Annotated in this window: 31 protein-coding genes; 12 read left to right on the top strand and 19 right to left on the bottom strand. The window is 62.1% G+C overall.

The annotated features are described in order from the left end of the window. Position 1: 1 nt before the first annotated feature. Positions 2 to 724 carry a glutathione S-transferase gene (locus M1D34_RS18875; protein ID WP_017269145.1) on the bottom strand — a complete coding sequence of 241 codons (723 nt, stop codon included), beginning with the start codon at positions 722 to 724 and terminating at the stop codon, positions 2 to 4. Positions 725 to 863: 139 nt separating this feature from the next. Here M1D34_RS18875 and M1D34_RS18870 point away from each other — a divergent pair, with 139 nt between their 5' ends. Next, the gene (locus M1D34_RS18870; RefSeq protein ID WP_498783611.1) at positions 864 to 1,403 is read left to right on the top strand and encodes a cupin domain-containing protein; all 540 of its coding nucleotides are present in this window, start codon (positions 864 to 866) and stop codon (positions 1,401 to 1,403) included. Between the two features lie 16 nt (positions 1,404 to 1,419). On the opposite strand, the gene M1D34_RS18865 is transcribed toward M1D34_RS18870, so the two are convergent. Next, complete coding sequence (locus M1D34_RS18865) at positions 1,420 to 1,635, bottom strand: hypothetical protein (protein WP_498783610.1); 216 nt, start codon at positions 1,633 to 1,635, stop codon at positions 1,420 to 1,422. Between the two features lie 141 nt (positions 1,636 to 1,776). Between M1D34_RS18865 and M1D34_RS18860 the strand changes: the two genes are divergently transcribed. Further along, positions 1,777 to 2,112, top strand: coding sequence for a hypothetical protein (locus M1D34_RS18860; protein WP_498783608.1), 336 nt, complete (start codon positions 1,777 to 1,779; stop codon positions 2,110 to 2,112). Positions 2,113 to 2,609: 497 nt separating this feature from the next. Here M1D34_RS18860 and M1D34_RS18855 read toward each other — a convergent pair whose 3' ends face one another. The 9 genes from M1D34_RS18855 to M1D34_RS18815 all read right to left on the bottom strand — a co-directional run bounded on the left by M1D34_RS18855 (position 2,610) and on the right by M1D34_RS18815 (position 11,752). Then, positions 2,610 to 2,879: a hypothetical protein gene (locus M1D34_RS18855; RefSeq protein ID WP_013850427.1), complete on the bottom strand. Its 270-nt coding sequence runs from the start codon at positions 2,877 to 2,879 to the stop codon at positions 2,610 to 2,612. A gap of 123 nt (positions 2,880 to 3,002) precedes the next feature. Next, complete coding sequence (locus M1D34_RS18850; RefSeq protein ID WP_498783606.1) at positions 3,003 to 4,280, bottom strand: DUF763 domain-containing protein; 1,278 nt, start codon at positions 4,278 to 4,280, stop codon at positions 3,003 to 3,005. 302 nt (positions 4,281 to 4,582) lie between these two features. Continuing rightward, positions 4,583 to 5,020, bottom strand: coding sequence for a hypothetical protein (locus M1D34_RS18845; protein WP_003526251.1), 438 nt, complete (start codon positions 5,018 to 5,020; stop codon positions 4,583 to 4,585). Between the two features lie 144 nt (positions 5,021 to 5,164). Continuing rightward, complete coding sequence (locus tag M1D34_RS18840; protein ID WP_275599322.1) at positions 5,165 to 6,040, bottom strand: carbohydrate ABC transporter permease; 876 nt, start codon at positions 6,038 to 6,040, stop codon at positions 5,165 to 5,167. Between the two features lie 10 nt (positions 6,041 to 6,050). Then, positions 6,051 to 6,944, bottom strand: a complete 894-nt coding sequence (locus tag M1D34_RS18835) for a carbohydrate ABC transporter permease (RefSeq protein WP_498783603.1) — start codon at positions 6,942 to 6,944, stop codon at positions 6,051 to 6,053. Next, a complete protein-coding gene (locus M1D34_RS18830) occupies positions 6,941 to 8,053 on the bottom strand; it encodes an ABC transporter ATP-binding protein (RefSeq protein ID WP_498783601.1) in 1,113 nt (370 codons plus the stop codon). The genes M1D34_RS18835 and M1D34_RS18830 overlap by 4 nt, the downstream gene beginning before the upstream one ends. Before the next feature lie 89 nt (positions 8,054 to 8,142). Next, entirely contained in the window at positions 8,143 to 9,405 is a 1,263-nt protein-coding gene (locus M1D34_RS18825) for an ABC transporter substrate-binding protein (protein ID WP_498783599.1), read from the bottom strand. 35 nt (positions 9,406 to 9,440) lie between these two features. Beyond that, a complete protein-coding gene (locus tag M1D34_RS18820; protein ID WP_498783597.1) occupies positions 9,441 to 10,376 on the bottom strand; it encodes a carbohydrate kinase family protein in 936 nt (311 codons plus the stop codon). Beyond that, positions 10,367 to 11,752 (bottom strand): 6-phospho-beta-glucosidase, encoded by a 1,386-nt coding sequence (locus M1D34_RS18815; protein ID WP_498783596.1) that lies wholly within the window; start codon positions 11,750 to 11,752, stop codon positions 10,367 to 10,369. Before M1D34_RS18815 ends, M1D34_RS18820 begins: the two co-directional genes overlap by 10 nt. Before the next feature lie 214 nt (positions 11,753 to 11,966). Here M1D34_RS18815 and M1D34_RS18810 point away from each other — a divergent pair, with 214 nt between their 5' ends. Beyond that, complete coding sequence (locus M1D34_RS18810) at positions 11,967 to 12,740, top strand: GntR family transcriptional regulator (protein ID WP_010976109.1); 774 nt, start codon at positions 11,967 to 11,969, stop codon at positions 12,738 to 12,740. A 247-nt stretch (positions 12,741 to 12,987) separates the two neighbouring features. On the opposite strand, the gene M1D34_RS18805 is transcribed toward M1D34_RS18810, so the two are convergent. The 4 genes from M1D34_RS18805 to M1D34_RS18790 form a co-directional block, all read right to left on the bottom strand. Continuing rightward, complete coding sequence (locus M1D34_RS18805; RefSeq protein WP_498783593.1) at positions 12,988 to 14,307, bottom strand: HlyD family type I secretion periplasmic adaptor subunit; 1,320 nt, start codon at positions 14,305 to 14,307, stop codon at positions 12,988 to 12,990. Continuing rightward, on the bottom strand, positions 14,304 to 16,052 hold the full coding sequence (locus M1D34_RS18800) for a type I secretion system permease/ATPase (RefSeq protein ID WP_498783591.1): 1,749 nt from the start codon (positions 16,050 to 16,052) through the stop codon (positions 14,304 to 14,306). Before M1D34_RS18800 ends, M1D34_RS18805 begins: the two co-directional genes overlap by 4 nt. A gap of 257 nt (positions 16,053 to 16,309) precedes the next feature. Beyond that, entirely contained in the window at positions 16,310 to 16,654 is a 345-nt protein-coding gene (locus M1D34_RS18795) for a hypothetical protein (RefSeq protein ID WP_498783589.1), read from the bottom strand. Between the two features lie 207 nt (positions 16,655 to 16,861). Continuing rightward, positions 16,862 to 17,959, bottom strand: a complete 1,098-nt coding sequence (locus tag M1D34_RS18790) for a DUF475 domain-containing protein (protein ID WP_498783587.1) — start codon at positions 17,957 to 17,959, stop codon at positions 16,862 to 16,864. A gap of 345 nt (positions 17,960 to 18,304) precedes the next feature. On the opposite strand from M1D34_RS18790, the gene M1D34_RS18785 reads away from it, so the two are divergent. The 9 genes from M1D34_RS18785 to M1D34_RS18745 all read left to right on the top strand — a co-directional run bounded on the left by M1D34_RS18785 (position 18,305) and on the right by M1D34_RS18745 (position 22,528). Continuing rightward, on the top strand, positions 18,305 to 18,556 hold the full coding sequence (locus M1D34_RS18785; protein WP_498784299.1) for a DUF982 domain-containing protein: 252 nt from the start codon (positions 18,305 to 18,307) through the stop codon (positions 18,554 to 18,556). A gap of 111 nt (positions 18,557 to 18,667) precedes the next feature. After that, on the top strand, positions 18,668 to 18,949 hold the full coding sequence (locus tag M1D34_RS18780; protein ID WP_498783585.1) for a DUF982 domain-containing protein: 282 nt from the start codon (positions 18,668 to 18,670) through the stop codon (positions 18,947 to 18,949). Beyond that, the gene (locus tag M1D34_RS18775) at positions 18,927 to 19,175 is read left to right on the top strand and encodes a DUF982 domain-containing protein (RefSeq protein ID WP_498783583.1); all 249 of its coding nucleotides are present in this window, start codon (positions 18,927 to 18,929) and stop codon (positions 19,173 to 19,175) included. Before M1D34_RS18780 ends, M1D34_RS18775 begins: the two co-directional genes overlap by 23 nt. 167 nt (positions 19,176 to 19,342) lie before the next feature. After that, positions 19,343 to 19,765 carry a low affinity iron permease family protein gene (locus M1D34_RS18770; RefSeq protein WP_498783581.1) on the top strand — a complete coding sequence of 141 codons (423 nt, stop codon included), beginning with the start codon at positions 19,343 to 19,345 and terminating at the stop codon, positions 19,763 to 19,765. 103 nt (positions 19,766 to 19,868) lie between these two features. Further along, positions 19,869 to 20,240 (top strand): hypothetical protein, encoded by a 372-nt coding sequence (locus M1D34_RS18765; RefSeq protein ID WP_498783580.1) that lies wholly within the window; start codon positions 19,869 to 19,871, stop codon positions 20,238 to 20,240. Continuing rightward, a complete protein-coding gene (locus M1D34_RS18760) occupies positions 20,237 to 21,019 on the top strand; it encodes an SDR family oxidoreductase (protein ID WP_498783578.1) in 783 nt (260 codons plus the stop codon). The genes M1D34_RS18765 and M1D34_RS18760 overlap by 4 nt, the downstream gene beginning before the upstream one ends. Positions 21,020 to 21,196: 177 nt before the next feature. Next, complete coding sequence (locus M1D34_RS18755) at positions 21,197 to 21,415, top strand: antitoxin MazE family protein (RefSeq protein WP_498783576.1); 219 nt, start codon at positions 21,197 to 21,199, stop codon at positions 21,413 to 21,415. Continuing rightward, positions 21,412 to 21,735 carry a type II toxin-antitoxin system PemK/MazF family toxin gene (locus tag M1D34_RS18750; protein WP_498783575.1) on the top strand — a complete coding sequence of 108 codons (324 nt, stop codon included), beginning with the start codon at positions 21,412 to 21,414 and terminating at the stop codon, positions 21,733 to 21,735. The genes M1D34_RS18755 and M1D34_RS18750 overlap by 4 nt, the downstream gene beginning before the upstream one ends. A 490-nt stretch (positions 21,736 to 22,225) precedes the next feature. Next, the gene (locus tag M1D34_RS18745; protein ID WP_498783573.1) at positions 22,226 to 22,528 is read left to right on the top strand and encodes a DUF6074 family protein; all 303 of its coding nucleotides are present in this window, start codon (positions 22,226 to 22,228) and stop codon (positions 22,526 to 22,528) included. Between the two features lie 44 nt (positions 22,529 to 22,572). Here the strand turns inward: M1D34_RS18745 and M1D34_RS18740 are convergent, their stop codons facing one another. The 4 genes from M1D34_RS18740 to M1D34_RS18725 all read right to left on the bottom strand — a co-directional run bounded on the left by M1D34_RS18740 (position 22,573) and on the right by M1D34_RS18725 (position 24,276). After that, positions 22,573 to 22,833, bottom strand: a complete 261-nt coding sequence (locus M1D34_RS18740) for a DUF982 domain-containing protein (protein ID WP_498783571.1) — start codon at positions 22,831 to 22,833, stop codon at positions 22,573 to 22,575. Next, on the bottom strand, positions 22,827 to 23,303 hold the full coding sequence (locus M1D34_RS18735; RefSeq protein WP_498783569.1) for a CBS domain-containing protein: 477 nt from the start codon (positions 23,301 to 23,303) through the stop codon (positions 22,827 to 22,829). Before M1D34_RS18735 ends, M1D34_RS18740 begins: the two co-directional genes overlap by 7 nt. Before the next feature lie 296 nt (positions 23,304 to 23,599). Continuing rightward, a complete protein-coding gene (locus tag M1D34_RS18730) occupies positions 23,600 to 23,863 on the bottom strand; it encodes a hypothetical protein (RefSeq protein WP_498783567.1) in 264 nt (87 codons plus the stop codon). A gap of 131 nt (positions 23,864 to 23,994) precedes the next feature. Next, positions 23,995 to 24,276 carry a DUF1236 domain-containing protein gene (locus M1D34_RS18725; protein WP_498783565.1) on the bottom strand — a complete coding sequence of 94 codons (282 nt, stop codon included), beginning with the start codon at positions 24,274 to 24,276 and terminating at the stop codon, positions 23,995 to 23,997. Positions 24,277 to 24,484: the final 208 nt, after the last annotated feature.

Below are 24,484 nucleotides of genomic sequence, written 5' to 3'. Positions count from 1 at the left end.
GTCAGGACTGCCGGTCGAGTTCCGGATAGTGGCGGAAGACGCAGGATTCGTTGAAGGCAAGCCGCCGCTCCGAGGCCATGTAGCTCAGAATTCTCGGCCGTGCACGAACGGCATCGTGCAAGGCGACCAGTCCGGGGATGTTTGTCTCATAGGCATCCATCGCCTTGGGAAAGGCATAGCGAAGTCCTTCGATCACCTGGAAAAGCGAAAGATCGACGTAGCTCAGCCGGTCCCCGACCATATGTTCCGGGCCCCTGGGATTCTGTGTGAGCACGCGTTCGAAATAGCCGAGAAACTTCGGCAGGCGCTCGGAGAGGAAATCGGCCGACCGCCTCAGCGCTTCAGGCTTCTGGTCCTCATAATAGAGCGACACGGCGATCGGATGGTGCGTGTCGTGAATCTCCGCGATGAAATCGGTGATCGTCAGCTGCAGGCCATTGGTGAAGGTTCGAAGCCCCTCGTCCTCGGCAACAAGGCCGAGCCTCGGCCCTAAATAAGAAAGTATGTTGGCGACGTGGCTTATGACGAGGTCGCCATCGACGAGGAACGGGGGAGCGAAGGGAGCTGCTGCTCCACCGGGCATCTTCATCAGCTTCAGCATCTCATTCGTGCCGCCCGGCTGGCGGGCAATGTCGACGTAATCCGCGCCGGCCTCCTCCAGCGCAAGGCGCACGAATTCACCGCGGCCGGGAATGCCGTCCCAGTAATAGAGCTTGTATGGCATGAAAGGTCCCCTTCTTTGCCAGAATCAATCTTGGTTCGCGGCCGAAGTCTTTCTGAGCACGATTGAAGGAAACATACAGCCGCGGAATTCGTTCCGGTTCGGCAGGGAACCAGAACATCCTGCGCCGAGGAGAATACCAATGAAAATCGAAGAGCTCATGTTCGCGGAAAGCGGCGGCGTACCGAACAACCCGCGCCTGCCGGTGCTGGTCTATCGTCAAGCGATCGACGTTACGGAAAATGGAGCCACACGGATAGAGGAACGCTTCCGGGCCAATGGTTGGCGCGGCCTGTGGCGCGACGGCGTCTTTGCCCATCACCATTACCATTGCGGTGCGCACGAGGTTCTCGGGATCGCGGAAGGCCGGGCACGGCTTATGATCGGAGGGCCGGACGGTCAGGAGATCGAGGTCGCAGCCGGCGACGTCATCCTCCTCCCCGCGGGTACGGGCCATCGCCGGAACGAGGCAAGCGTGGATTTCCTGGTCGTCGGCGGCTATCCGCCGGGTCAGGACGCCGGGATTCAGAGCGGCGTTGCGACCACGGACGACCGTAAGGCGATCGTCTCGGTCCCGCTGCCGAGCCTTGACCCCGTTCTCGGCGCCGAGGGACCTGCGGTCACGGTCTGGCAGTCCGCCATGCATACGGAGCGCGGTCTCGGCGAAGGACAGGGCCTCTGATCGCTCGCCGCAATCGTCAGCGCAGCCAGACGGGGAGATCGGCGGCCGAGCGGCAGCCCGCTGCCCGCTCTTTCAGTCCCAGCTTCTCCCAGGCGAATTTCTGGGCCGCGACCTGTGCCATTTCCTTGGTCTCGTAGATGTCCGGCAGGACATATGCCTTACGGCCACATGACAGGAGTGCCCTGTGACTCAAGAGATCGTAGTGAAGGTCGAGGTATTCTTCGGAATGCATGGAACCCTCCCAGGTGGCGAGAGGAAAACGGCGGCCGTCGCGGGAAGTTCCATGAAGCCCGCCGATTGCTGCGACGGGTAAGGGCCGCCGACGGAACATAGACGTCGCTTCAGAGTTGAAGACGCTTACGGGAGGTCAGTCATGAGCACGAACAAGCATGGAGAACCGCGCCCGGGGGCTGATGCGCGCCCGCTCGATCCTCCGAGCGTCGACGAGCCGATCGACGCATGGGAGCGAGATCGGAAGAGCGCGCCAGGGGTCGGAAACCAACTCGACGAACTGCGCGAGCGGATCGCCCGGCTTCAAGCCGAAATCGACACCATCGCAACCGAGACCCACACGGCCGTGGGCACCGTGCCCGGAGCCGACAGGCTCGAAACAGCGAGAGACGTGGTTGCCGAAAAGCGCGACGAGATCAAGCGCCTGACGGCGCGTCTCGAAGAGATCGAGCAGACGCTTGGCGGCAGCGCCGTCTAAGGCGTGTTGAGATTCGGATACCCGCCGCGGCTCGTTTGATCTCCTCATCCCTGTGCTCGTCACAGGGATCCAGCCAGACCAAGTCCTTGGGCTGAAAGAACGCTCCCGCGCCGCAGACGCGGCGCTGCTGGATCCCTGTGACGAGCACAGGGATGAGGGCGAGGAAAGATTGGAGTCCGGCACTCAAGGAATTCAAGCGCATCGCGCTATGATGAATCTCAAAAGGCCTTAGTTTGCTCGATCTAAAACACGGTCATCCACACGCCGCGCCAGAAAAGCGAATTCGGGTCATCGAGGCGTTCGCAATCGTCCGTCGCAGGCCTCCTGATCTTTGCAGATGCCGGCTTGGGGTCGTTTGCGGGAGGGACAGGGCGCCCTTCGCGCTCCGTCGCGGGCTCCGGTTTTTTGATCGTAAGCATCGCGAGATCCTTTCCGCCGTAAGGCGTTTCCGGCCTCAAGTGCTCCTTCCGCTTCCTTCTTCGAGTTCCTTCTTCGGTTCAGTGCCGGTGAATGAATTTACAGAAGCGGCTGGGTTGCCCGTCGTCAGTCATGTCCTGATGGAGGAAAGCGAGGTTCTCCTCGTCGAAGATCTTGAAGAATTCGTCCCAGGAAATTTTCTCCAGCGTGTCTTCCGGTTTGCCGAAATCCACGCGAAGGAGACCACCACCGTCTTCGGTCGCGCCCTTCACGCGCGCCGGCTGTCCTTTGCGGGCTTCTATCCAATTGCGGATTGTGTCGTGGTCGATCGTAGTCATCGCAGCGGTCATCGGAAACTCCATGAACTGGCATGCCGGCGGCGCCTCGAAGCGCCATCTTCAGCGGCAGGGAACGCGGTGTGCCCTCATCGCGCCCTAGCTGTGTAAATCGATCGAGCTGCTTATTGTTCCGCCTCAGCGCCGCGTGCGGTTGCTTGGCTCCGCCGCGGTTGCCTCGTCGTCGTGCGGTTCCAAGCCGAATATGCTGCGCCCGCCGAAACGCGCGGAGTCCCTGAATTCGCCCGCGACGATCTCCTTGAGGTCGGGGCCTGTGACGTAGCGCTCCAGCCGGCGCGACTGCTCGTCGAGCCGCTTCAGCGCCGCAAGCTCTTCCTCGCGCCCGAGGCGGCCCTTGCTGACCGCTGATTTCATGATCCTGATCGTCTCGTCATAGACTTTCAACGGTACCGGGAACGGATGGCGGTCCTTGCCGCCATGGGCGAGCGAAAAGCGGGCGGGGTCCGAGAACCTGCACGGCGTCCCGTGGACCACCTCCGCGACCATCGCCAGCGCCTTGACCGTCCGCGCGCCGACGCCTGGCACCAGCAGCAGGTCCTTGAAATCCTCCGGACCACGGTCGGCGGCGGCGGCGAAGTTGCCGTGAAGGCGCCGGAGATTGACGTCGCTTTCGCGCACGTCGTGATGGGCGGGCATGAAGAGATGCGGCAGCATCGGCTGTGCCGGCGCGGCCACAGGAGCCCCACGAGACTCGATCCGGGCGACCTCGCGCAGGAGCCCGTCGGGCCCGAGGGACTGGAGGAGATCGAGCTGCGCAGTCCGCGAGGCGGCGGCGCGGCGGTCGGCAAGATTGACGATCTCGCCCTGTTCTCTGCCTTCGATCGCGCTATGCGGCGCGTCGACGAAGCTTGTCAGGCCCTCCGAGAGCCAGTGATAGCGCCTCGCCTGCCGGCGGTCGCCGTTCATGCCCTGCTGGACGACCACCCACCTGGCATCGTCCGTGACGATGAAACCGTGCAGGTAGAGATCGAAGCCGTCCTGAACGGCGGCACTGTCGACCTTGGCGACGAGGCGGCTCGCTTCTGCCAATGCGCCGCCATCGAAACCGACGCGATCGCCAATCGACACGAGTTCGCCCGGCGTCTTGCGGGAGTGCTGGCCCCGGCCGCCGCAGACATGGATGCCCAGCTCGCCGGCAAGCGGGGTGAGACCACGTTTCAATGCACCGATGACGCTCGTGGTGATACCGGAGGAATGCCAGTCCATGCCCATGACGGCACCGAAGGACTGGAACCAGAACGGATGCGCAAGCCGCCTCAGAAACTCGTCGCGTCCGTAGTGATGAACGACCGCTTCGGTGACCAGCGCGCCGAGGCGCGTCATACGGTCGCCGAGCCATCGCGGCACGCGGCCGCCATGCAGCGGGAGATCCGCGTTGCCTGCTCTTTGAGCCATAGTTTTTCCGTTCGTCATCCCGGCCGACAGGGCGCGTCGGCCATCCGGCGCCGCGTCGATCCACTTAACATAGTGGAATTTGGAGCACGAAGCGAAAATCGCAAACATGAGGGCGCGTTGCACGCGACGAAAGCCTTGAGATCGAGTTGCGATCCTAAGACGACGACGCCGCGCATCGAAGGCAATCCGCCAGCCGGAGGCGATGGGAGCACCACAGTGCGAGCGCGATGAGCCTTCGCACTGCAGCCCGCCTCCTCCGGCGGCCGCCTTCGATCATGACCCTCCGATATGCCGTCGCCTGCCTAGCCGACGAACATCTGGCGCAACCGAGCAAACAGGCCTGGCTGTTTCTCTACAAGCATTGCGCGGATGTGGCGGGCGGCCGTCGATGCGCTGACCGTCGCGCCGAAATGGCAATAGCAGATGACCTTATGTAATTGCTCGTCGCTCAGCTCGAAGAACCGCCTGGCTTCACCGTAGCTGTCGTTCTCCATCCCGGCGGTCCGGAGGACCGGATCCTCGAAGGCGACGGAGATCGGCGAACCGTCGCCGCGCATGGCCGCGCGGACTCTCGCTGGCTGATACTCTGTCTCGTGCAGCGTCGAAAGGCGTCTGTGAGGATCACGTTCCAGGAGCTCCGCCCAACGCTCAAGGCGCTCCTTGCGCGATAACGTCCGTCGCGGCAGGTCCTGCTTGACCTCGGCGACGCCCTGTAACTGCTCGATTGCTTGGTGCTTCATTGCGACCTCCTACTCTAACGATAGTTGGTCCCCCAATTTCCACCTCGTAGGCCTGATCAGCGTGACTCCAACCGGTCGGGAAGTCCAATCACGAAAATAGATCATGCCAAATTTGGCGCATGACGTTGCCAGCGGCGGCGGTCGTCACCCCTTGACGGCGCCGGACGTCAACCCCGCGACGATCTTGCGCTGGAAGATCAGGACGAGAACGAGCAGCGGCAGCGTCACCGTGACGGACGCGGCCATGATCTGGCCAAACGGATATTCATAGCGGCTGCTGCCTGTCAGAAGGCCGATCGCTACCGGAACCGTCCGGTTCTCGTCGGTCAGGATAAAGGTGAGCGCAAAGAGGAATTCGTTCCATGCAAGGATGAACGACAGCAGACCGGTGCTGGCAATCGCAGGCCCCATCAGCGGCAGCAGCACGTGGGTGAGGATGCGCAGGCGCGAACAGCCGTCGATGAGCGCAGCCTCCTCCAATTCGTTCGGCAGGTCACGGATGAAGCTCGTCAGGATCCATGTCGTAAAGGGCAAAGTGAGAATGAGATAGGAGACGATCAGCGCCGACGGCCGATTGTAGAGCCCGAGCCATCCGATCACCTCGAACATTCCCGAAAGCACCACCACTTGCGGAAAGACCGAGATCATGAGAACGGCGATCAGAACGATGCGGCCCGGCGGGAAATGCAGGCGGCCGAGCGCGTAAGCCGCAAGAATGCCGATGACGAGGGAGATCGCCGTACTGACAAGCGCGACCACGCCAGAATTGACGAGCGCGCCCATGAATACCGGATTGTCGAACAATTGCCTGTAGTTGCTGAAATCGAGCGCCGGCAGCAGAGTGAACTGGTAAAGCGCCTGCCCCGTCTTGGTCGAGGAGACGATCGCCCAGTAATAGGGAAACAGCATGTAGACGAGGACGGCCGCCACGCCGGCATAGAGTCCGGCCGTCTTTACGCGGCGCAAGGTCCGGTAAGTCGCGTTCGAATAGCGCCTCGTGGTGGCTGCGCTCACCGTCATCGATACCCCCTCAGCCTGTCGCCCGATCGAGGCGCAAAAGCCCGACGATGACGATGGCGATCAGTCCGATGATCATGAACACCCAGGTGGAAGCAGCGGCTCCAAGGCCGAGGTCCTGAAAGCTGATGAGCTGGTCGCGCGCATAGATCGACATCGTCATCGTGTTTTCGTTGTTGGCCGCAAGCACGTAGCTCAGATCGAACATGCGGAGCGCGTCGAGCGTGCGGAAGAGTATCGCGACACCGATCGCCGGCGTCGCGAGCGGCAAGGTTATGGACCAGAAGCGTTTCCAGTGCGGCACGCCGGAAACGTCGGCTGCCTCGTAGATTTCCTCGGGGATCAGTTGCAGGCCGGCGAGAATGAGGAGCACCATGAACGGCGTCGTCACCCAAACATCGATGAAGATCACCGTCCCGAGAATCAGCGAAGGATCGGCTGTCCAGGCGACGCCCTTTTCGACGAGTCCCAACGCGACCAGGAGCTTGTTGATCAGGCCGAACTGATCGTTGAGCATCCATTCCCATATCCTGGCCGAGACGACCATCGGCATCGCCCAGGGAATGAGGATCGCCGCCCGCACGATGCCGCGGCCGAGAAAAGCGCGGTGCAGGAGCAAGGCGATCGCAAGTCCGAGAAGCGTCTCCAACCCGACGGATACGAGCGTGAAGACGAGCGTGTTCCTGACCGCGCCCCAGAACACCGGATCTTCGGCAACTTCCACGAAGTTGTCGAAACCCACGAATCCGTAGTCCGAAGGGGCGTCGAGATAAGCGTCGGTGAAGGAGAAGAAAATGCTGCGGGCGAGCGGCCATATCGCCACGGCGACAAGCGTCAGCAGCAACGGGAGCAGGAATATCCATGCGGTGCGGCGTTGCTGCCGCTCCATCCGCCGGGCGGCGTTCACGACGAGGCTCCAAGGGCCAATGGAACGCTCGCGCGGTGATCGATGCGCCGGCCATCCTCTCCGAAGAGGTAGAGACTTTCCGGTTGCCAGCTCAGGCCGACGGGGTCGCCGGGGCCGATTTGCGGTGGGCTTCCCGTCGAACGAACCGTCCAGACCAGCGTCTCGGTGAGCCGCACATAGCAGGCATATTCATAGCCGAGGTCCTCCATGCGCTCGAAGGTTCCGCGGATCGCACCTTTCGTTTCGGCACCGACAAGCTTCAAAGCCTCCGGCCGCAAGCCGATTTCCGCAGGCCTTCCTTCGGCCGCGACGTACTCTGCGGCGTAGGCGAAGCCGCCAGCCCCCCTCAGAACCGTTGCGGCGGGGCCGGTCGCTTCGAGCGGGGCGAAATTCATTCTAGGGCTGCCGAGGAAGCCGGCAACGAAGCGATTTTCCGGCCGGTCGTAAAGCTCGCGCGGCCGCCCCACCTGCTCGATCTGCCCGTGGTTGAGAATGACGATCCGGTCGGCGAGCGTCATCGCTTCCGTCTGGTCGTGGGTGACATAGATCATCGTCGTCTTGACGTCGGCGTGCAGCTTGGCGATCTCGAAGCGCATTTCCATGCGCAGGTCCGCGTCGAGATTGGAAAGCGGCTCGTCGAAGAGGAAGACTTCCGGTTGGCCGACCAGCGCACGGCCGATCGCCACGCGTTGCCGCTGACCGCCGGAAAGCTGGCGCGGCCGACGCTCGAGCAGGTGACCTATCTTCAGCATATCCGCGACCCTGGCGACACGGCGACGGATTTCATCCTTGCCGAGCCGCGCCGTTTCCAGCGCAAATCCGATGTTTCGCGCCACATTCATATGCGGGTAGAGCGCGTATGACTGGAAGACGAAGGCAAGTCCACGTTTGGACGCCGGCACGTCCGTCACCTGGTCGCCGCCGATAAACACGTCGCCGCCGGAAACCGGCACGAGGCCGGCGATCAGTCGCAGAAGCGTCGACTTTCCGCAACCGGATGGGCCGACGAAGACGACGAACTCCCCGTCCTCGATCTCGAGATCGATGGAGCGGATCACGTCATAGGTGCCGAAGGTCTTGCTGACATTCTTCAGGGAGACCGAAGCCATTCCATTTCCTTCCAGGCCTTTCGCGGCAGCGCGTCCGACGCAGCCGGGTCGATGAGGCGCCCCCGGCCGAGCCGAGGGCGCCGCTCTCGTCATTTCGCCTTCACGTCGCGCTCGAGGCGGCGCTCGAGGTCGGCGAGTTCCTTGGCGACATCGTCCTTGCCGGAGATGATGTCGTGAACGGCCCGGTAGAAGGTGCGGGAAACACGGTTATAGTTCTTGCCTGTCGCAGCCGACGGACGTGCGACCGATTCCTCGAAGGCGGTCTTCGCCATGCCGAGGAACGGGATCTTCGCCAGCACATCGGCGTCCTCGTAGAGCGCCTCGACGGTCGGATTGTAGCCGCCTTCGATCGCGCGCATCTTCTGGTCTTCCGCGCCGACCATATAGCGCAGCAGCTCCGCGGCAAGCTCCGGCTTCTTGGAATATTTGGAAACGCCGAGATAGGCCGTACCGAGCGCGCCGCTCGACTTCTGCCCTTCCGCACCGACGGGAAGCGCGCTCACTCCGACCTTGCCGACGAGCTTGCCACCCTCGGCCTGCGACGTTCCCCAGACATAGGGCCAGTTGCGGTGGAAGACGGCATTGCCGCTCTCGAAGAGGGCGCGTGAGTTTTCCTCGTCATAGTTCAAGACCCCCTCGGGCGAGATCGTACCGATCCAGCCGCGGGCACGGGTGAGCGCCGCCTCCGTCTGCGGATTGTTGATCGTCACCTCTCCGTCGTCGGAAAGAATGGTGCCGCCGCCGGCGGAAGCGATCCACTCCAGAGCATCGCAGGTCAGGCCCTCATAGCTCCTGCCCTGCCAGGAATAGCCCCAGATGTCCGGGCTGCCTGCCTTACGCTCCGCCTCCTGGATCTCCTTGGCAGTCGCCGTCAGTTCGTCCCAGGTCTGCGGCGGCTGCTTGCCGTATTTCTCCAGAAGGTCCTTGCGGTAGAACATGAGGCCCGTATCGATGTAGAAGGGCATCGACAGGAGCTTGCCGTCGAGGCGCGCCGCATCCGCGGCAGAGGCGAAATGCGCCGTCACCTCGTTCTCGGGTACGAGAGAGGTCAGATCGAGGAGATGATCCTTGAACATGCCGAGCCAGATGACGTCGATATAGAGGACGTCCATGTCGGACGACTGGGCCGCGAACAATTGCTGATAGATCGGAATGGCGTCGTCGAGGTTCTGCGGCATCCGGTTGAGCTTCACCTCGTGCCCGGTGTCTTTCGTCCATTTCTGGACGGCCTTCTCGCACAGTTCGTAGTCGGTCGCCGAACAGAACATCGACACGGTGTCCGCCTTTGCCGGAAAGGCCGATGCGACGGCAAAAACGGTCATGCCTGCGAGTGTTTTCAACATATGCTTCATGTTCGTTCCCTCATTTGTTCTCTTGTGAACGCAAGCTATATCGCGGCCTCCCGCCGCCGATATTTCGTCAGATCCTCTTTGAAGGGCAGGTTGCGGCCGCCATATCCCGTCACCGCCAGCGAGCCGCAGATCACGCCGAGCTCGATCGCGCCGCCGATGTCGGGCTCGGTCAGAAGCCCGTGAACGAAGCCGGCGTTGAAACAGTCGCCTGCGCCCGTCGTATCGAAGACCTCGACGGCAAGCGCCGGCACACGGGTCGTCCGGCCCTTGGAGGAAGCAATCGCTCCATCCGCTCCGCACTTGACCACGACGGTCGGGCAGAAGCGGGCGATCGACGATAGCGCACGCTCCACTTCCTCCTCGTCCGTCAGCGCCTTCGCTTCCGATGCGTTCGGCAGAAAGACGTCGATCAGTCCCAGCATCTCCTCCATTCCGGGGGTCGAGAGACGATAGTCGACATGCTGGCAGTCAGAACAGACGGTGATCCCGAGTTCGCGCGCGGCCTCGATCAGCCGCCGTCTTTCAGCGTCGAGCGAGAACCCCTGCAGAAGCAGTATGCGCGGCCTGATCCGCGCCAGATCCTCCGGCGTCGGCAAGGGATCCGGCTCTTCGGCATAGCTGATGAAGCCGCGGTCATGCACAAAAGAAAAGGCTGCACTCACGCGGCGCAGCGGCCTGTCGAGATGGATGAAGAGGCGATCGTCGATATTCTCGCGGCGGGCTTCCTCGAGGATCATGCGACTGAAGATATCGTTGCCGAACTGGCACCACCACCCGGCACTCGTTCCAAGCCGCGCGAATGCCAGCGCCGTCGAATAGGCCGCACCCGGCACCCACTCGAATTCCTCCGCCCAGAGATCGGCGCTGATCTTCGGCACCTCCGGGAGGCCACGGAAGATCAGGTCGAAGTAGTACTCTCCGACCACCATCACGTCATGACGCGAACCGGGGCCGGCGCCGTTCACGACCATTCCCCTGCGAATTCCGCGTGTGCCGCCAGATATTCATCGACCAGTGGCACGGCGCGCGAATAGGAAAGCACAAGAGGGTGAGCCATGAGCGCCTGGACCGCAAGATCGCGGCTGCGTTCCCTGATCGCCCGCACGGCCAGCCGTTCGTAGCGCTTCACATTGTGGACGATCTGCGACTGCGCTTCCGGCATCGCACCGATCTTCAGCGGCCGGATACCTTCCCCATCGACCACACAGCTCACCTCGACGACATCGTCGTCCCGCAAGCCTTCGATGGCGCCTTCGTTGCGCACGTTGAGACCGGTGTAGCAGGGTTTGCCGGTCTCAAGCGCATCGACCAGATTGAGCGCGACGCCGGCATAGCCCTCGCCCTCCTCTCCCGTCTCCGCGGCGGCAAGGCCTTCGACCAGCCGGTCGGCCTCTTCCATGCTGGGGGCGTCCGTCAGCGCATAATGCATATAGGTGGCGTTGCGACGCCGCTCGTAGGCGTAATAGGCGGCGAGCGCCGCCTCCGCGTCGGCATTCAAATCGATCGCGCTAAGCCGGGTGATCAGCGCTGCGTTCAGGTCCTTGACCTCCTCGCCGCGCGTGCGCGCATCGGCCTTGAGCGCTTCGACCGCCTTCTCCGCATAATAGTAATAGTAGAGATATTCGTTGATCCAGTTGCGCTGGCTTCTGATGAGGCTCGCATCGAACATGCGCTGCGAGGTGGAGCTAAGAAAGCCGTCGTCATCGAGCAGAGGCTGAAGGACTTCCTTGCCGTCGATCGTCGCGCGCCTGGTGAAGGACAGATGATTGAGCCCATAGACCTCGCAGCGCACGTCGTTCTGCTGCACCTTGTGCCAGTGCGCCAGCGCCTCCTGCGCACCGTTCGCCCCATCACAGATGCCGACGGTGCGATGATAGCCCTCGTTCTGCAGGGCCTGAGTCACGAGTCCCGCCGGATTGGTGAAGTTGAACAGCCACGCATCGGGACTGACCTTCTTCAGGATCTCGGCATATTTCAGGATGACCGGAATGCTGCGAAGCGCCATGGCAAAGCCGCCGGGACCGGTGGTTTCCTGGCCAAGCACCCCATGGGCCAGCGCAATGCGCTCGTCCTTGATACGCCCATCCTCGTTGCCGGGGCGAACCGTCGTGACGACATAGCGCGCGCCGTCGAGCGCGCGTTCGGCGTCGGCCGCCATGGTGATCCGGACCGGGGACTGCATGCGCTGCGCCAGTTCCTGGCTTATACGTCCGAAAAGCTCGAGTTTGCGCTCGTTGATGTCCTGCAGGCAGATCTCGGTCAGGCCGCTTCTCTCCGCGCGCCTGAGCGCCGAACCGACAAAAAGGGGTGCCCGGACTCCGCCGCCGCCGATCAAGGTCAGTTTCATTCTTTACTCCGCCGTTCCGATCGTGGTATCGCTACTGGATATAACCAGTTATGTCAATTCGGGGCAGAAGCCGTTTTCCCCGTTTTCCACTGCGGCCGCAGTGATAGTCAGCGGCGCCTGCCGGCGAACCGAAAAGCCGCTTGGCCCTTGTCTTCGGTCGGGCAGGGTGCAATGCAAATGAACATCCGGAAACCGGCGGCTGAAACAAGAGAGCATGGCACGACAAGCAAACCTACCGGACGAAAGCCCGATCGATCGCAACCATCCGGATGCGCTTTACGCACAGCTGCGAAACCTTCTGAGAGGCATGATCGAGCGGCGCGAACTGGCAGTGAACGATAAGCTCCCTTCCGAGCGGGAGCTGGTGGCCGCCTACGGCGTCAGCCGCATCACCGTGCGCCAGGCGATCAAGGAACTCGAAAATCTCGGCTACCTGCAGACGCGGCCCGGAAAGGGCATCTACGTGACCGCGCCCGCCCCGTTTTACGAACTGGAAGTCGTTCGCAGCTTTACCCAGACGGCCCATGCAAACAATCGCAAGCCCGGCATGCGGCTCCTCAAGGCGGAGATTGTCCGGGCCGATACGGAGGTCGCAAGACCGCTTTCGCTGCCGACCGGCGCCGAAGTGGTCTTTTTGGAGAGGCTGCGCCTTCTCGACGATCTACCGGTGGTCGTGCAGCGGGATTGGTTCTCCGCCTCGCTCGCGCCCGGCATTCTCGACATCGACTGGACGGTCGAGAACAGGTCGCTTTACGGCGAATTCGAGAACCGCTACGGCATCGTCCCGACGCGCGGACAATCGACCTTGAGCGCGCGGCTAGCATCCGACCTCGAGGCGTCCCTGCTCCAACTCGAGCGGCCGGCGGCCGTCCTGACGCTCGATCAGATCGCCTATGACAATCACAACCGTACCGTCAATATCAGCGCGGCAGCCTATCATCCGACCCGCTATCCGCTTTCGCTGAGGCAGTCGCACCGGCGCTTCTAAACTAAAGCGAGAAACCTATCGGAGGACTGCAATTTCTCCTCTTCCGTCATCTCTGTGCTTGTCACAGAGAGCCAGCAGTGCCGCGTCTGCGGCGCGGGAAGAGTTCTTTCAGCCCAAGGACTTGGTCTGGCTGGATCCCTGTGACGAGCACAGGGATGAGGAGATCAACAAACCGCGGCGGGTACCGGAATTTCAACATGCCTTAGAGCAATTCCGGGAAACGTCTGATACCGCCCTCCCGCCAGCCTCAATCTTCCCGGAAGGCATGCCGCATCTGGTCGGTAAGGGGCTTGGTCAGATAGGAGATTACCGTCCGGTCAGCGATCTTGATGAACACCTCGGCCGGCATGCCGGGATAGAGCGAAAGGCCCTTCAGCTTGGCGAGGCTCTCTGCTTTCGGCCGGATGCGCAGCGGGTAGTAGCTGGCGCCGGTGCGCTCGTCGGTGACGAGATCAGGCGCGACGGTCACGACTTCGGCTTCGACCTCCGGCGTGGTGCGCTGGTTGAAGGCGCTGAAGCGGATTTCGACCGGCTGGCCGACACGGATCTGGTCGATGTCATGGGTCGCAACCTTCGCCTCGACCGTCAGGTCCTCGGCCTCGGGCACGACAAGCATCAGCGTTTCGCCCGGATTGATGACGCCGTTGACCGTATGAATCGCCAGTTGGTAGATGCGCCCGGGAAGCGGTGCGGTAATATCGAGGCGGCGCAGCTGGTCGGTCGCGGCGGTGCGGCGCTCCTCATATTCGGCGATCTTCGCCTCGACGTCCGTCAATTCCTTCGATATCTCGCTGCGCCGGTCCTCGTCCAGCTGCAGGATCTGCAGGTCGATCTCGCTCGACTTGCCGCGGGCCTGGGCCCGGGAGGCGATGTGCCTGCCGCGTCCACCCTCCAGTTCCGCTCGCTGGCGTTTCAGCGTCGTTACCCGCTGCATCGGCACCAGCCCCTGGCCAAACAGCGAATCGACCCCGGTCAGTTCCTCCGCAATCAGCTTCAGCGCCTCCTCGATCGCGTTCAACTGCACCGTGAGCCCCTCGACCTCATCGGCGAGCTGCGCCTTTCTCGAATCGAGCTGTCCCTTCATTCCCGAGAGCGCCGACCGGCGGCTCGCAAAGAGCCGCTGTTCGCCCTCTATGAGCTTCGCCGCCGCCGTGCCGGGGATGAACTCGGCAAGATCCTCTTCGATCTCGAAGGATGCGGCGCCGATCCGCTCGGCCTGCAGCCGGGCGCGTCGGGCGTAGAACTGCGCCAGCGTGCTTTCGATGATCGCCAGATTGGCGCGCACGGTCGTACCGTCCAGGCGGATCAGCACCTGGCCCGCCTCGACGCGATCGCCTTCCTTGACCAGGAGTTCGCCGACGATGCCGCCGGTCAGATGCTGGACTTTCTTGACGTTGTCGTCGACGATCACGACACCGCCGGCGACGATGGCGCTCGACAGCTCCGTCGTCGCGGCCCAGCCGCCGACGCCGGCAACGAGGGCAAGCGCAAGGACCGAGACGCCGATCAAATGGCGGGAGAGCGACCGGCGTGCAGTCGGCTTATGCTGCTGGAGCCATCCCTTCATTGCTTCGCCTCCTGCCCCTCTGCAACGACTTTCAGGGCATTCTGTCGCTCCACCTGTTGCGGGCGAAGTACCTGGCCGAGAACTTGCTCCTTCGGCCCGAAGGCCTGCATGCGGCCCTCGTTCATCATCAGCACGAGATCGACGCTTGCAAGCGCACTGGGCCGATGGGCGACGACGATGACGATGCCGCCGCGGCTGCGCACGCTCATGATCGCTTCGCTGAGCGCCTGCTCGCCCTCCGCATCGAGATTGGAATTCGGCTCGTCGAGAACGACGAGGAAGGGATCGCCGTAAAGGGCCCGCGCCAGAGCCACCCGTTGACGCTGGCCGGCCGACAGCGTCATGCCGCCATCACCGATTTCCGTGTCATAGCCGTTCGGCAGGCGCAGGATCAGGTCGTTGACACGCGCCGCCTTGGCGGCGGCGACGATCGCCTCCGATGTCGCGTCTTCGGCAAAGCGGCAGATGTTCTGCGCGATCGTCCCGGCGAACAGTTCCACGTCCTGCGGAAGGTATCCGACATGTTTGCCGAGCGCGTCGCTGTCCCACTGGTCGAGCGCCGCGCCGTCGAGCCGAACGGAACCGCGATAGGCGGGCCAGATGCCGAGGATGGCGCGCGCCAAGGACGATTTTCCCGAGGCACTCGGGCCGATCACGCCGACGGCGCCGCCTGCACGGACGGTGAAGTTCACATCAGAGACGATGAGGCGCTGCGCCGCTGGCGGACCGCTTGCCAGCCCCTCGACCGTAAGGCGTTCGTGCGGCTCCGGAAGCTGGAGCGGCGCATCGGCCTCGGGCAGGGCTTTGAGCAGTTCCTTGAGACGCTGCCAGCTCTGACGCGCGGCGACAAGACCGCGCCAGTTGCCGATCGCAAGTTCCACGGGTGCAAGAGCCCGGGCCGTCAGGATCGAGCCGGCGATGATGATGCCGGGCGAAGCCTCGCCCCGGATCACCAGAACGGCGCCGGCCGCCAAAACGCCGGATTGCAGCGCCATGCGGAAGACCTTCGACAACGCGCCGTAGCCGTTGCCGATGTCGGACGTACGCCGGTTCTCGTCGCGGAACTCCGTATTGCGGCGCTCCCACAGCGCGGTGAGCCGCGCGGACATGCCCATAGCATGCACTACTTCGGCATTGCGCTGGGAGGCCTGAGCGAAGACGTTGCGCAGCCCTCCGGCCTCGGACGCTTTCTTGGCGGGCGCCTGCGTGCCGCGGTTGGTGAGATAGGTGAGCAACGTCAGGATCAACCCGCCGATGATCGCGATCAATCCGATGACCGGGTGAAAGAGAAAACAAATCGCGATGTAGAAAGGTAGCCAGGGCAGGTCGAAGAGCGCCGCCGGACCGACACCCGACAGGAACGACCGGACCTGATCGAAGTCGCGCAGCGCCTGGAGGCCGTCTCCCTGCATTTTGAGCTTCAACGGCGCCTTCACGATGGCGCGGTAAATGCGTCCGTTCAGGCTCTCATCGAGCGCGCCGGCGATGCGCACCAGCATCCGCCCGCGGATGAGCTCGAAGGCTCCCTGAAAGGCATAAAGCAACAGCGCGAGAAGAGAGAGCGCAATCAACGACGGAATGCTGCGGCTCGGCAGGATCCGATCGTAGACTTCGAGCATGAAGAACGAACCGGTGAGATAGAGAAGATTGACGAGCGCGCTGGCAACGCCGACGCCAATAAAGGCCGCCCGGCAATCGCGAAGCGCGGCCGCTGGATCGGCATTCCTGCCCTTGGATGTAGCCATGAACTCAGGCACCGGCTGATATCTCGCTATCGGGTTTCAGGTGCATGTGGCCCCTTCTCTCTTGCTCCGCCGCCGAACACCGGAGACCGGTCATCCGCATCGACGCTTTTTGTCTCGCTGTCTGGATCGTGTCGGCTCATACTTCAAAAGCTCGCAAGGAATAGTTGTTCCCCGAAATACAATGATGTACGCCAAACTTGCTTAATTGACTACCGGGCACTGCGAATCCCGCGCTTTGCCGCCGGCAGTCGGCGCCATCACTCCATCGAAGCACCGGCCTCGGTCAGAGGGGCGGACTCGGTCGGAGGCGCAGGCGCGGCCGCCGCTGCCACAGGGCTTCCCTCGATGCTGCCGCCCCTTCCCCATGTCGCGGCAAGGCTCATCAGTTCCTCCATTTCCCGCCGGAGCCGATGCCATGCCAGGATGTCGTCCGCGTGCGTCGCATTCGTGCGCGGATCATAGAAGCGGTCTATCTCGTCGCCGGCGCTCCTGCGGGCGGCCTCGAGCCGCCCCTTCAAGGCGCCCGACTCCTCCTTCAGCGAAAAATACCGGCGCATTACCGCAATCAGGGCAAGATCGTTCGGACTGGCGTTCACAAGCATTCCTCCGCATAATTTCTTCAGCCCGACGGCGCAGGGGCACGCGGCCGGCAGGGCCGGCCCCAATTGCCCAAGACTTTGGCACTTTTCCGGCAAGACAGGAGAAAATGCGGCGTACGAAAAAGAACGACCCGGCGGAATTTCCGCCGGGTCGTTCCTTGCCTTGATGAGAACCTTTCGGCCGGATGGGTCCAGGGACCCGGGTTTGGCTCAGACCTCGACGCGTCTGCGCCCGCGCGTGTCGTCCTCGTCCCGCTCCATTTCCCGCCTGTTGTGCCGGATCGAAGACCAGAGCGAAAGACCTATGAGGCCCGCCCCGCCGAGGCCGGTAATGACTTCGGGAATGTGGATCAGCGTCTGGAAGTACATGACCACGGAAAGGATCAGGATTGCGTAGAAGGCGCCGTGCTCCAGGTAACGGTATTCACTGAGCGTGCCCTTCTCGACCAGCATGATCGTCATTGAGCGGACATACATCGCCCCGATGCCGAGCCCGATGGCGATGATGAAAAGGTTTTGGGTCAGAGCGAAAGCGCCGATGACCCCGTCGAAGGAAAAGCTGGCGTCGAGCACTTCCAGATAAAGGAAAGCCCCGAAGCCCCCCTTCGCCGCAGCGCTCATCGTCTGCTGCGAGGCGTCGAGCAAACCGCCGACCACCTCGACCGCCAGGAAGGTGAGGAGGCCGTAAACGCAGGCATGAACGAAGACCACGGCCTCTTCCGCTTCGAGCAGCCTCGAAAAGCCGAGTATGAGCGCAAGCACGAAGGCAATCTCGACGCCCTTGATGGTCGCAAAGCGTGCCATCCGGCTCTCCAGCCATGCGATCCAGTGCACGTCCTTCTCATGATCGAAGAAGTAGGTGAGACCGACCATCATCAGGAACGTACCGCCGAATGCGGCGATCGGCAGATGCGCCTCGTGCATGATCCTGGAATATTCCTCGGGCCGGGACGCGGCGAGAATCACGGCATCGATCGGACCGATACCCGCGGCGATGACAACGATCAGCAGCGGAAAGACGATGCGCATGCCGAAAACGGCGATGAGGATGCCCCAGGTCAGGAAGCGTTGCTGCCAGACGGGAGTCATGTCCTTGAGCTTGTTGGCATTGACGATGGCGTTGTCGAAGGACAACGAGATTTCCAGGACGGCAAGCACGGTGCAGATGAAGAACACCGTCATCATTCCGCCGATGGTGCCGGTCGACTGCCAGCCGAGCCATCCGCCAAGCAGAAGCCCGGCAGCCGTAACGATGAACGCCCATTTGAAATAACCGAGGGCGGGTGTCTGTGTGCTGGATCCGGTCATGGGCGAACCTCCCCTCCACGCGCGTTGGCGAAAGGGAGATTTCCGGAGACAAAAAAACGCACGGCCGTATGGGCACATGCGTGAGGCATGAGATCAGTTTTCATGGTAGCTATATCCGCCGGCGTGACTTGCTGGCGGTACCGACATCACGAGAGCGCCGTAAACTCTCGCCAGAGGGGCCCGGCACCAATGTTCATCCCGCATTCCGATGTCCAAGAGCGGGACGCCTCTTACTTAGCGATGCCGCGCCTTGCGTCAAGGGGCAGACGCCTGCTCGCGGCGGAACCAAAAGCCCGTCTCCCAAGTTTCATTTCCAACCGGCAACAACCCGCGAGGCTAGGCGTCATGCATTGTTTCTGGTGGGATAAGAGTGTCGAGTTGGAACTCGGAACCGAGGGCAAATATCGCGACGTGAAAAGCACGCGCGAGGCCGTAGAATGCCTGTTGCAGCGATGGCCGAGCCGGGATGGACCGGCGCTGGCCGCAGCCAAGCGCGTATGCCTTCAGGCTCTGGAAGGCAAGGTAAAAACCGAAAGGGCCCGCAGGGCTTTTATAAAGGCAGCGGAAGAGGCACATATTTCGATCCGCAGCCATTAGACCAAGACAATTTTGAATTCAAAGGCGTCGAAAGGACGCGGTCGATCGAGTTTCGGAGTGGGACGCGGGAGGCGCTGTGCTGGCGGCTTTCGGATTGGGCGAGGAAGAACGATGTACGAGATTCCATGGAGCAAGCCCGTTAATATCAACATGCTCGACGGCAGGTGCCGCACGGTTGTCGGCCCGCTTGACGCGATGCACTGCCTCAAAAGCGAATGGCCGGTGCGGGACGGCGCCTATTATGGCTGCGCCATACGTGCCTGCAATGCGGCGCTAAAGCGCAGAAAGAGGCCGGAAGACGCGCGGGCTGCCTTCATCGCCGCTTTGCGGGAGGCCTTTCTGACGGTCGTGCCGCTGCAGGAGGAAGGTCATGGACCCCGGCCCCTGGAATGAATGCGTCCCCGTGCGGATTCCCGATGATCCGCAGATCCACATGGTGTCGAACACCCGTCAGGCGGTCGAGTTGCTGACGACGCGCTGGCCGGTCAGCCACGGCCAGGCTTACCGAGCGGCAATCGACATCTGCATGGCGGTGCTCGAACGCGAATCCCCCGCTTATGTCGCGCGGGCAGCCTTCGTCGCAGCCGCGAAAGAGGCGCAGGTCAATATCGTAAGCTGACCCGCATTTGCGCGGGAGGACACAAAACCGCATGCGGGTTCCCGCACGCATCCGCCCCGATTCAACGTGCCTACGGAGCGTTACGCGCCTGACGGAGCTTGGCGTCGAATGGGAACTCTTCGCCCGCTTGCGTGTTGATCAGCGGATCAACAAACGTGGGATACCCGATGCCAAAGGCCAATGGTTTCAGCAGGTTTGCAAGTTCGGTGGCGGAATATTCCGGGCGCCCCGCCGTCTTTGTCCTCGCCCTTGTATTGATAGCCGTGTGGGGCCTCACAGGCCCGATCTTCGGTTTTTCCCAGACGTGGCAACTCGTCGTCAACACCGGCACGACGATCGTCACCTTCCTGATGGTCTTCGTCCTTCAGAACACGCAGAACCGAGACGGCCGGGCGCTTCAGGCGAAGCTCGACGAGCTCATTCTCACCAGCGCGGCTGAGAACAGCTATGTAGGGATCGAAAGACTGGACGAGAAAGAGCTGAAACGCTTGGCCGAGATTCTCCAGAAGCACGCGCACGATGAAGACGATCATGGGCTTCGGGAAAAGGTCTCGAGCGCCATAAGCCGGCGCCCGCCGATCCGGAGCTAGGCGTCGGAACCAAAACACGCCGCATCCGTTTGCCTGACGAATGGCGGGCAACCGCAGAACCCAATGCGGCATGGAAGCGCCGCAGCGAGCGAGGAGGTGCCCTATGCATCTTGTTGGTACACAGGTGATCCCCGAACAGGGCGGAAAAGCCGGCTTCACGGTCGAGTTCGTCGGCGAAGGCGGTGAGATCGTCTCGGTCTCGATGCGCAGCGACGCGGCCGCAAACCTCAACCGGCTCAACGCCATCGAAAGGGCGCAAGCCGTCATGCGTGAGCTCGCGAGCGCCGATTGCAGCGCGATCGAGGAGTCCCAGGAAACCTCGAAATTCCACCGCAGCGCACGCGGCGCGAAGGACACGGATGAAATGGAAAGGCAGCTCGACGAGGGCCTCGAGGACACATTCCCCGCCAGCGATCCGGTATCCGTTACGGTTTCCACCATCCCGACCGACCGCGCGAAGAACGGTCAGCCATGAACCAGCCGTCGCCCGTTGCCTTGATCACCGGTGCCGGGTCCGGCATCGGCCGAGCCACTGCGCTTGCGCTTGCCGCAGACGGCGTGACAGTCGGAGCGCTGGGGCGCACCCGCACGGAAGTGGAGGAAGTTGCCGACGAGATCGTCGGTGCCGGCGGCCAAGCCATGGCACTGGAGGCGGATGTCTCCGACGAGCTGCAGATGCGCTATGCAGTCAGGGATCTTGTGCTCAAGTTCGGCCATTTAGATATCATCGTGGCGAATGCCGGCATCAACGGCGTCTGGGCGCCGATTGACGACCTGAAGCCTTTCGAATGGGACGAGACGATCGCCGTCAACCTGCGCGGCACCTTTCTGACCCTGCATCTGACGGTTCCCTACCTGAAACAGCGAGGGGGCGGCGCCATCGTGGTCGTTTCGTCGATCAATGGCACCCGGACCTTCACGACACCGGGCGCCACGGCCTACACGGCTACGAAGGCGGCACAGGTTGCGATCGTTCAGCAATTGGCGCTGGAGCTCGGTAAGCACCACATCCGGGTCAACGCCGTTTGCCCCGGTGAGATCGAGACGAACATCAGCGACAACACCAAGCTGCGCCACGAAGAGGAAACGGCAATTCCCGTCGAATGGCCGGAGGGGCAGGTGCCTATCACCGACGGGCAACCGGGGCGGAGCGAAGACGTGGCGGAGCTCATCCGTTTCCTCGTCTCCGAGCGCGCGCGCCACGTGACCGGAAGTCCCGTCTGGATCGACGGCGGCCAGGGCCTGCTACGATAGCCCCTCCCAGCGTCACGTCCTGCGGTGATTTGAGCGCTTTGCTGTTTAGCTGGAACAAAGACAGCTCTCTGTCGGCTGCGCTGTCCACACGCCAACCCAACCTGTCGTCGGACGTGGACCGGTTGTTCGGCATCTTCCCATATGTTACATGTAACTACTTCGATCGGAGGTTCCGTCATGCCCACGCCTGTCACTCAACGGGTGCAAAAGCGCCGAGACGCGCTTCGGGCGGCCGGATTGCGCCCCGTGCAAATATGGGTTCCGGATACGCGCCTACCGGGTTTTGCCGACGAGTGCCGTCGCCAGGCGGACGCGGTCGCTACGGCTGATGCTGCCGACCGCGACCTGGATGCCTTCATTGACGCCGCTCTGTCCGATCTCGACGGCGACAGATGAGGCGTGGCGATCTCGTTACCGTCGCCATGCCGGGGGACTTCGGGAAGCCCCGGCCTGCCCTCATCATCCAGGCTGATTTGTTCGAGGAAACCGGCACGGTGATCGTGCTGCTGGTGTCGGGAGCATTGGTCGATGCCCCTCTGCTTCGGCCTACGGTACGACCTACGCCAGAGAATGGGCTGCGTAAACCGTCACAGATAATGATCGACAAGGCCATGTCGGTGAAACGAGATAAACTCGGCCCGCCCTTCGGCCGGCTCAACGACGAAACGATGCTTTCCGTCGCTCGCTCGCTGGCCGTCTTCCTTGGTCTTGCCTGAGATGCGATTTCCTCGGGCGTGCGCTGTCAGAGCATGCCTTCCGATAGTGACACCGGTTTCGCAATCATGACAAGCGGCAATTCAACAAGCAAATCCGCACAGGAAAGGGCCCCGCCCAGGGTGGCGGGGCCCACTATTTTGTTCGTTATTATTGAGGAGCGCGCGGATCCGTAGGGGCTTTGCGGAGAGGGAACTTGTTCCACGCGATCCGACTGTCAAACCGCGCAGCGATGCGTTTGTTCCCTTAGATCACGATGTTTTTAGGTCGGGTCGACCTAAAAACATGACGCGATCGATTCCAAGAAGTTGAGACGCGGGATGCGGGCGGAAAACCGCACGCACTTTTCCTCGTCCCGCTCTAGCACGGATAAAGTTGTCGCGCCCGGATTTTCCCGGACGATACCGCCGACGAGGGGCAAGCGATCGCGGCGAATGAATCGTTAACCATCTAGCCGATAGACGTGGCTGGTGATGAACGTAAGGTGATTCGATGGCAGCTGAGTTTGGTGAACGAACCATGGTCCGGGGCGGCGAAGTGGTCGCGTTTCCTCTGGCGGCACGTGCCGGGGACGTCGACCGCTGCGCGCGTGAACTCGACCGGATACAAGGGGCCGCTGCCGTCCACTACTGGAAGAGCGAATGCCGGAAGCTCGCCGAGCAGCTTTCCGCATTGGGTCTACGGGAGGACGAGATCCGAAACGAGGTCCTCGCGTTCCAGGCGGAAGTCCAGATCGCTATTGCCGGACGCTATCAGGAGCCGACGGCCCGGAACCGCTCCGACAGCCGCCCATGATGCTTTGATCTTTCAGCAAGTCTTTGTAACGCGGACCGGATCGATCACCCGGTCCAGCTGTGTACGCTGAACTGCGCTTCTTCGGCGGCCTTGATGAAGGCGTCACGTGCGACATCGGGCTCGTCATCCCCGTCGATCACGCGCTCGCAGGCTGTAAAGGCATCGCGCTTTGCATCGCCGTCGGCAATCGGCCAGTGATTTTTGAGGCATAGAAACGCGTCACGGGTGCTTTGTACCCGCAGGACGCGGTTTTCACCCGCCTCCAGAATCACCGCTTCGCTCCAGAGACGATCCTGCGTCAGCATGTCGACATTCCTTCAAGCTGGGTATGGACAGGGGCAGGCCGGTTGATTCCCTCGAGAACGAGCCCGCCGAGTTCCGGATTGACCCGGCTGATGTCCGCAAGAGCCACGATGCCGGCCGCGTGTCGCTTCCCGTTGACGACGACGAGACGTCGGATTCGCAGGTCGTGCATCTTCTGGGCGGCAAGCAGGAGGCTGTCATCCTCCTCGCAGGATTCGGCGGCGACCGTCATGAACTCGAACACGGCCGTCGAACTGGACAGCCCCTGCGCGACGACGGAGGTGACTATGTCCCGATCCGTGACGATCCCGAGGATCGTTCCGACACCCGGCGTTTCCACCGGCACCGCGCCAACCCCTGTCTCGGCCATCAGCCGGGCGACGGATTGCGCTGTATCGGTGGGCGAAACGGTGAAAACCTGCCGAGACATTACATCCCGAACACGGACCATCTTGTCCTCATGGCCGGCCATCGATGAGACTCCTCCCATTGATCGAGGCCGGTACTGCCACTTCATCTGCCGTCGACTTCTTGAGAGTGAGGTCGACCCGGTAAGGGACAATAACCTGAGGTTGCCAGGTATTCCGCCCAGATTTCTTCGGATTTGGATTTTCAGGCGGCCGGGCAATTTTCGGACGCTTCTGTTTCAGTCGAACGCGCACGATACGCTCCCTTCTCTTGCGTGGACATGCGGGGGCTGAAAACGCAGCCTTTTGCTTAACGCACGAAGGTAGAAGGGGTTCCGGTCTAATTGCCCTTGGGCAGCCGTCAAGGCGGCTCGGGGTCCAGATCCGTCCGGGCCCTCGCATCCTGCAGGATGGAAGCGATTTCCGTCGTCATCGCGTTCTGGCTGGCAAAGGCTTCCGAGGGTACGACGCCGGGATCTTCTTCGTGATCCTGAACGATCGGTACGTCTTCCAGGGCGCGGTTGATCTCCGCCCAGACGTCCTTGTGGCGGTAAAGCGCAGATAGGACGGCAACGAGGATTTCTCTTTGCGCCGCCAGCCGAAACTCAATGCTTTGATTTTCCATGTTGGCCCCAAGGGCTTGCGTGGCGGCGCCGGCCGCCACGCTCGTGATTCAGGGGATAGGAGCCGCACGAAGCAGACTTGCGCATGCATGCTGCGCACCTACAGCGCCGCGTCTCCGTCAGACGCGCAAAGCTACTGTAAGACTTCCACGACCGTGTGCGTCTTCGGATTTACGACAACGCGCTTATCGTTGACGATGGCATAGGCAAAATCGGGCTGGTCCGGAATCGTGTGGATCTCCACCGTTTCGGGAATCGGTTGCCCGACCACGATTTCACCTTCGTACGCGATAGAAGGCGTGTTCTGCTCCATTACATAGGTTCTTACTTCGCCCGGCAGGACGACCGTCGTCTGCGCGACGGCCGACGAACCAATCAAAAGCAGGGCAGCAGTCATAGAGGCATATCTCTTCATGGCGTTCTCCTTCAACTCAACTGGATGTCCCTAGACCACTCAAACTGGTGATGTCGCTTTTGGTTCCCGTGGCCGAGCGGGGGATTGCCGGCATATCTCCTCGTGAACGGCCGTACGATCAGGTGCCGGATTGAAGCGCGTCCGGGAAATATCCCCAGAGCCTCAGGAACCAAAGGGCCGGAAAGGCATTTCCTAACGTCACCTGGAG

The sequence above is a fragment of the Ensifer sp. D2-11 genome, from assembly GCF_054161295.1.
Note: the sequence above shows the minus strand (reverse complement) of the source record. Positions and strands in the feature narration are given on the sequence as shown.